Below are 9648 nucleotides of genomic sequence, written 5' to 3' on the forward strand. Positions count from 1 at the left end.
GCTTTCTTTTCATCCGAACGCGGCGCTGCCGCTGCTTCCTGAGATCCCCCATGTACTCACCCGCGATGGCCATGGCCTTCAGCCTCTTTCTGCTGTGCTTCATCACCTGCACGCTCAGCGGCATCGTGCTGTTCTTCAAGAGCAAGCAGATCAACGCCGCGCTGAAGCACCCCTACCTGCAGCACCGCCAGTTCAAGCAGTATCCGCTGGCGATCCAGGCATCCATCATGCTGGATTATTTCTTCCGCCTGATGTTTCCCGGCACGCGCTTCTGGCTGATCGGCAACGCCAACGATCTGCTCGGCCACGTCGACCCGAAGAAGACGCCGCTGGCCCTGAAATGGCCGATCGTCGGCTTCTGGGGCTCGTGCTGGCTCGGCCTGATCGCGATGATCGTCCTTTGGATCATGCTGTTTATCGGAGCCTGAACGCATGCAGATCAGAATCGAAGACTATCCCGGCAGCCTGGACGCGGCCCGCTACCTGATCGCCGCGCGCGAATCCGGCGTCGCCGGCCCGCGCCTGCCCGCCGACTGCCGGCCGCAATCGCTGAACCAGGCTTTCGCCGTGCAGCAACGCACCGCGCAGCTGCTGCTTGAAAACCGCCAGGACGGCATCGGCGCCTGGAAAAGCGCCTTGCCCACGCCCGAGAAGAGCGTGGTCGCGCCGATCTACTCGTCGACGGTCGCCTATGCCGAAGCCGGCCCTGTCGAGGCCCCGGCCGGCACCGTGCGCATCGAACCCGAGATCGCGTTCGAAATCGCCCGGGACCTGCCCGCCCGTCCCCAACCCTACACCGAAGCCGAAGTGGATGCCGCCATCGGCGGCGCGCGCCTGGCCCTGGAAGTGCTGGGCTGCCGCTACGCCGCCCCGGAACACGCCAGCCTGCCGGAACTGCTGGCCGACCACATGTTCAACCAGGGCCTGGTGCTGGGCCCGCGCATCGCGTCGCCGCACGATGCGCCCGGCGCCATGAGCATCACGCTGTCCGTGGACGGCGTCGAAACCGAGCAGCACGCGGGCATCCACCCGAACGACCGCCCCAAGGCGGGCCTGTACTGGCTGGCCAACTTCCTGCGCGAACAAGGCCTGGGGCTGCGCGCCGGCCAGCATGTCATCACCGGCTCGTACGCGGGCTTCCTGGACGTGCCGGCCAACCGCAACCTGGAACTCGCGTACGGCGACCTCGGCATCCTGCGCCTGCGCTTCAATCAGCAAGCCTGAACGGCAAGCTCCGGAACCCCGCGCCCATGCTCACGCTGCGTCCCTTCGCCCTGACCGACTTTCCGCTTCTGGCCAGCTGGTTTTCCAGCCTGCCCGACGTCGTGCAATGGGGCGGCTCGCACCTGTCCTTCCCGCTGGCGCAAGCCGATGCGGCCGCCATGCTGGCGGAGGGCCAGGCCACGCCGCCCAGCCGCCGCTGCTGGATGGCCTGCCGCGAGGGTGCGCCCATCGGCCATGCGCAGCTGGCCTACGACTGGCGCGACGGCAATGCGCGCCTGGGCCGCGTCGCCATCGCGCCGTCCGCGCGCGGCCAGGGCCTGGCTCGTCCGATGGTTTCGCTGCTGATAGACGAAGCCTTCCAGACGCCCGGCATCGAGCGCCTGGAACTCAACGTCTACATGTTCAACGAACGCGCCATCCGTACCTACCAGGCGCTGGGATTCACGCTTGAAGGCGTCAGGCGCGCCGCCACGCGCGCGGGCGCGGAACGCTGGGACACTGGCATGATGGGGCTGCTGCGCTCGGAATGGCGCGCCCCTCGGGCGACGGCATCCGCCGCCTGAAGCCCGGGCCCGCGGATACGCCGGACGCTAGCGCGCCGCAGGTTCTGCGATGCCAATGGCCGGAGCGGCCGCCTCGATGATTTCTCCCACCGCCAGGCACAGATCCTCGCGGTAGCGTCCCGCCACCACCTGCACGCCGACCGGGCTGGGCCCCGCGCCGCTCATGGCGCTGCCCATCGCCACCGACAAGCCCGGCAACCCCATGAACGGTATGCCGATCTGCGTCATCTGCGCGCGCCAGACTCGCGCATAGGCGGCATCTCCCTGCAAGTCCAGCTGGTCCGGGAAAGGCAATTCAGCCGACACGGGCAGCAGCAGCACCGGATAGTCGGTGAAGAACAACTCCCACAGGCGCGTCAGCGTGGCCCGCCGCGTCAGCACCGCGGAAAAACTTGCGAGATCCGCGGCGGCCGCCTTGTCGCGCTGTCCGGCCAGCGCCACCAGCGCGCCCCGGTCGCCTTCCTTTTCGGCAGCCGCGACCATCGCTTCGTAGCCGTCGGCCAGCCACATGCGGATTTGCAGATCCGCCGCTTCCTGCAGCGGGGGCAAGGTATCCAGCGTGTCCACCGACCAGCCCGCCTCGCTGAGCCTGCGCGCAGCTTCCTGCAAGGCCTTGACCACGGCGGGCTGGGTATCCATGCCGTCCGGGTTCAGGCAAAGCGCGGCGCGTTTCGGAACCTCGGGGCCCGTCAGCGGCGCCGGCACCCACCAGGGATCGCGCGCGTCCGGCGCCGCCAGCGCGGCCAGGCCCAGCCGCAGGTCGGCGATGCTGCGGCCAAGCGGGCCCGACACGGCGGTCAGTTGCCCGCCGATGGACCGCTCCGGCAAGGCCGCGTTGTACGCCGCCACGCGCCCCAGCGACGGCCGCAAGCCATGCGCGCCGCAGGCATAGGCCGGATATCGGATGGAACCCGCGATATCCGTGCCATGCGCCAGATGCCCGATACCGGCGGCCACCGCGGCAGCCGCGCCGCCCGAGGAGCCGCCCGGTGTAAGCGCCGGATTGCGCGGATTCAGCGTGTGTCCATGCAACGCGTTGCTGGTGAACCAGCGCAGCGAGAACGCTGGCGTATTGGTGCGCCCCAGGATCACCGCGCCCGCGCGCCGCAGATTGTCCACGACCGGGCTATTCACGGCGGCGATCGCATCCTTCTGCAAGCGCACGCCATTGGTGGTGGCGAAACCTGCCTGGTCCACGTTGACCTTCACGGTCACCGGCACCCCGGCCAGCGGCCCCGCGTCCTCGCCGCGCGCCAGGGCGGCATCCACCCCGGCAGCCTGCGCCAGCACTTCTTCGGGGCGATGGTCCACCACCGCGTTGATCGCCGGATTGACGGCGTCGAGCCGGTCCAGCGCGCTTTGCGCGGCTTCACGGGCGGACACTTCGCGCTTGCGGATGCGGGCGGCAAGCTCAACTGCGGACAAACGCCAAAGATCGGACACGCGCAACTCCTGGGTCTTGATGAGATTGATGGGTCAGGCCAACCTTAGCGCCTGCCGCGCCGGCCCACAAGCCGCGTCCGGCACGTTGCCTTATTCGTCTTCCTCGAAGACCTCGACGATGGCGTCGGCCACCGCGCGCACGCGGGCCGTGCGGTTCAAGTCGCCGTGCATCACCAGCCACAGATCGTAGGGTTCGCTGCGCGTGGGCCAGATGCGGACCAGCTCGGGATAGCCGGGCGCCATGTGGGTGGGCACCTCGCCGATGCCCAGTCCGGCCGCGACCGCTTCGAGAATCATCAGACCTGAGTTCAACTCCACGCCGATGCGGCCGTTGCCCGTGGGCTCGCCGCAGAAGGTATCGGACCAGCCCGGCAGCACCGCCTGCTGGTAAGTCACCAGCGCGTGCCCCGCGAAGGCCATGCCCGGCTTGGGTTCGCCATGCGCCGCCAGATAGGCCCGCGACGCGTACAGCCCGACCTCCTTGCGCGTGAGGTGGCGGTGGATCAGGTCCGGGTTGTCGGGCTTGATGTTGCGTATCGCCAGGTCCGCCTCGCGCCGCGTCAGGTTGCTGAGCTGGATCGCCGTGGACAGCACCACGCGGATGTCGGGATGCTGGGCATGCACCCGCCGCACCGCCTCCATGATGTAGTAGCTGGCCACGGTTTCCGACGTCGCCACCCGCACCACGCCCGACAGGCGGTGGTCCATCCCTTGCATCTGGCGCTGCAGCTGGTCCGCCGCCTGTTCCATGCGCTCCGCCGCGGCAAACGCCAGCTCGCCCGCCGCCGTCGGCACGTAGCCGCCGGGCGTGCGCAGGAACAGCCGGGCGTCCAGCGACGACTCCAGCGCGGCCAATCTGCGGCCGGCGGTGGCCTGGTCGATCTGCAGCAGCGCGGCCGCGCCGCGCAGGGTTCCGACCCGATAAATGGCCAGGAAGATCCTGGCGTTGTCCCAGTCCATTGCCACCCCCTTGAAGATGCATTTTTGCATGACTATAAAGCAGTTCTTCTGCTTTTTTGCATCACAAGAAGCGCCTAATCTTCACTCCTCGAATGCCACGACCGGTCATCGCCGCCATGAACTCCGCCTGCTCCAACGCCCCTGCTCCTACCCTGGCCGCCAAGCCCGCCGCCGGCCTGCTGCCGCTCGTCACGCTGGCCATCGGCTTCATCATGGCCATGCTGGACGTCACCGTCGTCAACGTTGCCCTGCCCAGCATCGCGCTCCAGTTCACCGTGCCGCTGACCGACCTGGTCTGGATCGTGGACGGCTACACCCTGACCTTCGCCGCCTTGCTGCTGATCGCCGGCGCGCTGGCCGACCGCTATGGCGCCAAGAACGTCTACCTGGCCGGCCTGGGCGTCTTCACCCTGGCGTCCCTGCTCTGCGGGCTGGCGCCCAATGCCGACGCGCTGATCCTGGCCCGCATGCTGCAAGGGCTGGGCGCGGCCCTGTTCATGCCCAGCTCTCTCAGCCTGCTGACCCACGCCTATGACGACGAACAGGTGCGCAACCGCATGCTGGCCGCCTGGTCCGCCATCGTCGCGGTCGCGGGCGCCGCCGGCCCGCTGCTGGGCGGCGTGCTGATCCATCAATTCGGCTGGCGCGGGATCTTTCTCATCAACCTGCCGCTGGGACTGGCCGGGCTGTGGCTGGCCCGCAGCCGAATCCAGGCGGCGCCGCGCCGGCCGCGCGCGCTCAATCCGCTGAGCCATCTGCTGGGCGTGATCGCGCTGTCGTCGCTGTGTTTCGTGCTGATCCAGGGCAACGCCTATGGCTGGACCTCCAGCCGCATCGCGGGCGTCGCCGCCCTGAGCCTGGCCGCCGCCGTGCTGCTGGTGCGGCGCGAACGCCGCCACGCCGAACCCATCATCCCGCGCGCCCTGTTCGCGACCACGCAATTCGCCGCCGCCAATGGCGTGGGCTTTCTGATCAATCTTGCGGCCTACGGCCAGCTCTTCCTGCTCAGCCTGTTCCTGCAGCAGGCGCGCGGCGCCGACGCCCTGCAGACCGGCGTGCAGCTGGTACCCATGCTGGCGGTGTTTTCCCTGGGCAACCTGCTGTCCGGCCGGGTCTCGGCGCGCTGGAACGTGTCCGCCTCATTGCTGGGCGGCATCTCCCTGGCCACGGCCATGAGCGCCGTGGGCATCTTCGCGTTCGCGCCGGACATGGTCTATTGGCCCTTTGCCGTCGTCGTCGCGCTGGCCAACCTGGGCGTGGGCATCGCGGTCCCCGCGATGACCAGCGTGGTCATGCAGGTATCGGGCAAGAGCCACGCGAACAGCGCCGCCGCGGCGCTGAACGCCAACCGCCAATCCGGCGCGCTGGTCGGCGTCGCGCTGATCGGCACCATCCTGCATCTGCTGCCGGACTGGAAGGCCAGCCTGCCGACGGCCTATGCCGTCATCACTGCCGGTTATCTGTTCGCGGCCATGCTGGTCTGGGGGCATCTGCGCCGCGCGCGCAACGCTTGATCGCGAACACGGCCTTACCCGCGTGATGCTTGAGCGCGCACCCGGTCCATGCTCGCAACGCCTGATCGCGAACTCAAGCATGTGTCTGCCCTCACCGCAGACGCCGTCCGCGCGGTGCTCCGTACTTAGGCTTTGGCGGTCGGCATAATCGCCACGCCGCGCCCCGCGAAGAACTCGTCGAATATCGCCAGTGGCAACTCGACGTCGGCCTGCGTGCCAGGTTCGCCCGAGGGATTGTGGAAGGTCACCGAGTCCGGCGTGGCCCGGGTGACCAGCACCAGATGTCCGCCTTTCCTGGGAGGCTGGCGCTCGGGCCAGCGTATCCAGGGATGCACGGACGCCATGAAATATGCGGCCTGCGCCATCAATCCGGGCAACTCGTCGGCGCGCAGACCAACGTGCACCCGCGCCTCCAGTCCAAATTCCTCGGCCACGTAACGCACGAAGGGGGCATAGATCATCCCGTTGATCTTTTCACCTTCCTCCGTGTATGCGCCGTACGGCAAGCTCCCGCGCGCCAGTTCCAGAGTGGGATACAGGCGGCCGTCGCGCGCGGCCAGCACCATCTTCAGGCAGGCCATGCCGCATACGTGGCTGGCCCAGCGCGCATACTCGTCCACGTCGCGCGCGCCGGAATCGCGCCAGGCGGGATCGTCGGCCAGCGCCAGCTTGCCCTGGATGATGTCGCCGGCCAGGTGCGCCGACTCCCATTGGCAGAAATACGGCACGGGTGATCGGGGGGCAGGCGTCGCGCTCATCCAGGACTCCAGGTTCAGAAGGCAGCCGCTATCTTGCCCGCGCCGCCCGCGCGTGGCAACGGTACGGCGTTTGCTTCACAATGCTCCTATCCCCGCCCATAGGAGACACGCATGTCCAGCCCTGCCACGTCCAGCCCGCCCGCCATCCGCCGAGTCGCCATCGTCGGCGCCGGCACCATCGGCGCCAGCTGGGCCGCGCTGTTTCTCGCCCGCGGCCTGGAGGTCGTCGTCAGCGACCCCGCCGGCGACGCCGAAGCGCAGACGCGCGCCCGCGTGCAGGCCGCCTGGCCAGTGCTGGCCGAGCTCGGCCGCGTGACGCCCGGCGCCTCGATCGACGCCTTAAGCTTCGAACCGGACCTGGAGGCCGCGCTCGCGGGAGCGGACTTCGTCCAGGAGAACGCGCCCGAGCGCGAAGACTTCAAGACGGCCCTGTTCGCGCGCATGGACGCGGCGCTGCCGCCGCAAGTCATCGTCGCATCCAGCTCGTCCGGCCTCATCATGAGCCGCCTGCAATCGCAGTGCCGCCATGCCGCGCGCTTTGTCATCGGGCATCCGTTCAATCCGCCCCACTTGATTCCGCTGGTGGAAGTGGTGGGCGGCGAACAAACCTCCGAGGACACCATAGCCCGTTGCATTGCCTTCTACCGGAGCGTGGGCAAGTACCCCATCCGCCTGAACAAGGAGGTGCCCGGCCACATCGCCAACCGCCTGCAGGCCGCCCTGTGGCGCGAGGCCATCCATCTGGCCGCCGAGAACGTGGCCAGCGTGGCCGATATCGACGCCGCCGTATCGCAAGGCCCCGGACTGCGCTGGGCGCTGTTCGGCCCGCACATGACTTTCAACCTGGGCGGCGGCGCCGGTGGCCTGGCGAATTTCATGGACCATCTGCTGGGACCGGTGCAGACCTGGTGGGACGACCTGGGCGCGCCCGATGTCACGCCCGAGCTGCAGCGGCGCCTGATCGACGGCGTCAACGCGGAGGCTGGCAAGCGCAGCATCGCCGACCTCGTCGATGCACGCGACGCCGAACTCACCGCGCTGCTGAAAGTGTTGCAACGCTGAAGCGGCTGCCGGCGATGGGCGCGAGCTCAAGCTCCGGCTGTTGGCCTTGTTCCTGGAGCGGACAGGCAATGACCCGCAGGCAATTGAGGGGCCACCAGGCAACCGCCGGAAATCACCAACCGGCGGGCGCAGCTGCCAGCAATCTTTGAGGCGACCGCTGGCCTCCAGTAATCTTTGAGGCGGCGCCGAGCCGCCAGTAATCTTCCTGGATCCGGCGCACATGGGCGCCGCATCCATCCACCGCAGGATCCCTACGAATGATCACCGTAACGCAAGACACCGCCCGTTCCCGCTACACCGCCACTGTCGATGGCGTCCTGTGCGTGCTGGACTACCAGCTGCAAGGCAAGATCATGGCCATCACCCACACCGGCGTGCCCAGCCAGGTGGGCGGCCGCGGCATCGCCGCCGAACTCACGCGCCATGCGCTGGATGATGCGCGCGCCCAGGGCTGGAAGGTGCAGCCCCTGTGCTCGTATGCGGACGCCTACATCCGCCGCCATCCCGAATACAGCGATCTGCTGGCTTGAAACCTGGCTACGCATCCATCGTGAGCAAGCCATCCAAGCTCCCGGCTTCGGCCTGCCCCTGCGGCGGTCCCAAGCCCTATCCCGAATGTTGCGGCCGCTGGCATGACGGTCCACTGGCCTTGCAGGCGCCGACCGCCGAAGCCTTGATGCGCTCGCGTTACAGCGCCTTCGTGCTGGACAAGCTGCCGTATCTGCTGGCCACCTGGCATGCCAGCACCCGGCCCGCCGCGCTGGAACCCAATCCGCCCGACCTGAAATGGCTGGGCTTGTCCATCAAGAAGACGGCCAACCAGGATCCCGACCATGCGACCGTCGAATTCGTGGCGCGCAGCCGCCAGGCCGGCCGCGCGCACCGTCTGCATGAACTGAGCCGCTTCGTGCGCGAAGAAGGGCAATGGTTCTACGTGGACGGTGAGCTGTACTGACGCTTGCGCGGATTTTCCGCGCAGGCTCCCCTTCAACCCAGACCAGATCAAGGCAGACATGAATCACGATCCTCGCCTCGCCGACGCGCTTTTTCACTCTGAACCTGTCGCCGCATTGCGCGCCGACCTCGCCCTGGCGCTACGAGCCGCCGCCGTGCACGGGCTAGGCGAAGGCGTCTGCAATCACTTCAGCGTGGCGCTGCCTGGCGATCCGGATCACTTCCTGCTCAATCCGCGTGGGCTGATGTGGCATGAGGTGCAGGCCGACGACATCGTGCTGATCGATGCCCAGGGCAACAAGCTCGCGGGCCGCCACGCGGTCGAGCCCACCGCCATGTTCATCCATGCCGCGATCCACCGCATCGCTGGCAAAGCCTGCGTCCTGCACACACACATGCCCTACGCCACGGCATTGACGCTTACTTCCGATCGCGCGCTGGACACCACGCTGTCGCAGAACGCCATGCGTTTTCATGGCCGCCTGGCGGTTGACGGGCAGTACAACGGCCTGGCGCTGGATGTCGGCGAAGGCGAACGCATCGCCTGCGCCATGCAGGGTGCCGACGTGGTGTTTCTAGGCAACCACGGGGTCATCGTCTGCGGCGAGCGGGTGGACTACGCCTATGACGACCTGTTCTTCCTGGAACGCGCCTGTACCGCCCAGGTGCTGGCGCAATCCACCGGCCGCCCGCTCGTTCCGGTCAATGCCGAGCTGGCGGCACGAGTTGCTGCCCAGGTTCAGGGCGAGCGGCTGCAATCCGAACTCTTCTTTGCCGCGCTACGCCGTCAATTGCCCTGACGGTTTATTTTTTGCCGCACTGCCGGATTAAAAATGCGCTCAGCAATAAACGATTTAGCGCTCTAACGCTCTTGCATTGCCAGCCGTAAAAGCAAAACCCCTCGCAGGATATTCCTGCGAGGGGTTTTTCATTGGGGCTGCGGCTTGCGATATTGCACGCTAAGCGGGTCGTGCATTCGGTCGCCACAAAGACAAAACCCCACAGGGGTTACCTGTGGGGTTCTGCGGAATAAAAGCTTGACGATGACCTACTTTCACAGACGTCCGTCCACTATCATCGGCGCAAAGTCGTTTCACTGTCCTGTTCGGGATGGGAAGGAGTGGGACCAACTCGCTATGGTCGTCAAGCGTAACTGGTTGAGCGGCTGCG

General features: G+C 67.4%; 11 protein-coding genes and 1 rRNA gene. 8 read left to right on the plus strand and 4 right to left on the minus strand.

Features of this window, described 5'->3' with window-relative positions; translation table 11 throughout:
• Positions 1-50: 50 nt before the first annotated feature.
• Genes HWY37_RS29425 through HWY37_RS29435 form a run of 3 tightly spaced genes read left to right on the plus strand, consistent with a single transcriptional unit; the run spans position 51 to position 1787 of the window.
• The gene (locus tag HWY37_RS29425; protein WP_175205969.1) at positions 51-428 is read left to right on the plus strand and encodes a hypothetical protein; all 378 of its coding nucleotides are present in this window, start codon (positions 51-53) and stop codon (positions 426-428) included.
• Positions 429-432: 4 nt separating this feature from the next.
• Positions 433-1224, plus strand: coding sequence for a 2-keto-4-pentenoate hydratase (locus HWY37_RS29430; RefSeq protein ID WP_175205968.1), 792 nt, complete (start codon positions 433-435; stop codon positions 1222-1224).
• Positions 1225-1250: 26 nt separating this feature from the next.
• Complete coding sequence (locus HWY37_RS29435) at positions 1251-1787, plus strand: GNAT family N-acetyltransferase (protein WP_175205967.1); 537 nt, start codon at positions 1251-1253, stop codon at positions 1785-1787.
• 27 nt (positions 1788-1814) lie between these two features.
• Here the strand turns inward: HWY37_RS29435 and HWY37_RS29440 are convergent, their stop codons facing one another.
• Both HWY37_RS29440 and HWY37_RS29445 read right to left on the minus strand, forming a co-directional pair.
• Positions 1815-3230 (minus strand): amidase family protein, encoded by a 1416-nt coding sequence (locus HWY37_RS29440; protein ID WP_176090431.1) that lies wholly within the window; start codon positions 3228-3230, stop codon positions 1815-1817.
• A gap of 90 nt (positions 3231-3320) precedes the next feature.
• Positions 3321-4190 carry a LysR family transcriptional regulator gene (locus tag HWY37_RS29445; RefSeq protein WP_176090437.1) on the minus strand — a complete coding sequence of 290 codons (870 nt, stop codon included), beginning with the start codon at positions 4188-4190 and terminating at the stop codon, positions 3321-3323.
• Positions 4191-4306: 116 nt separating this feature from the next.
• Between HWY37_RS29445 and HWY37_RS29450 the strand changes: the two genes are divergently transcribed.
• Positions 4307-5704: an MFS transporter gene (locus tag HWY37_RS29450; protein ID WP_175205965.1), complete on the plus strand. Its 1398-nt coding sequence runs from the start codon at positions 4307-4309 to the stop codon at positions 5702-5704.
• Positions 5705-5829: 125 nt separating this feature from the next.
• Here the strand turns inward: HWY37_RS29450 and HWY37_RS29455 are convergent, their stop codons facing one another.
• A complete protein-coding gene (locus HWY37_RS29455; RefSeq protein ID WP_176090432.1) occupies positions 5830-6462 on the minus strand; it encodes a cysteine peptidase family C39 domain-containing protein in 633 nt (210 codons plus the stop codon).
• Between the two features lie 111 nt (positions 6463-6573).
• Between HWY37_RS29455 and HWY37_RS29460 the strand changes: the two genes are divergently transcribed.
• From HWY37_RS29460 to HWY37_RS29475, 4 genes are all read left to right on the plus strand, one after another.
• On the plus strand, positions 6574-7524 hold the full coding sequence (locus tag HWY37_RS29460) for a 3-hydroxyacyl-CoA dehydrogenase NAD-binding domain-containing protein (RefSeq protein ID WP_176090433.1): 951 nt from the start codon (positions 6574-6576) through the stop codon (positions 7522-7524).
• Positions 7525-7781: 257 nt separating this feature from the next.
• Positions 7782-8054 carry a GNAT family N-acetyltransferase gene (locus HWY37_RS29465; protein WP_175205962.1) on the plus strand — a complete coding sequence of 91 codons (273 nt, stop codon included), beginning with the start codon at positions 7782-7784 and terminating at the stop codon, positions 8052-8054.
• 20 nt (positions 8055-8074) lie between these two features.
• The gene (locus tag HWY37_RS29470; protein WP_175205961.1) at positions 8075-8479 is read left to right on the plus strand and encodes a YchJ family protein; all 405 of its coding nucleotides are present in this window, start codon (positions 8075-8077) and stop codon (positions 8477-8479) included.
• Between the two features lie 58 nt (positions 8480-8537).
• Positions 8538-9278 (plus strand): aldolase, encoded by a 741-nt coding sequence (locus HWY37_RS29475; protein WP_176090434.1) that lies wholly within the window; start codon positions 8538-8540, stop codon positions 9276-9278.
• A gap of 235 nt (positions 9279-9513) precedes the next feature.
• Here the strand turns inward: HWY37_RS29475 and rrf are convergent.
• A 5S ribosomal RNA gene (gene rrf, locus HWY37_RS29480) occupies positions 9514-9626 on the minus strand.
• Between the last annotated feature and the right edge of the window lie 22 nt (positions 9627-9648).

This window comes from Achromobacter anxifer (assembly GCF_903652925.1).
GTDB classification, from domain to species: domain Bacteria; phylum Pseudomonadota; class Gammaproteobacteria; order Burkholderiales; family Burkholderiaceae_B; genus Achromobacter; species Achromobacter anxifer.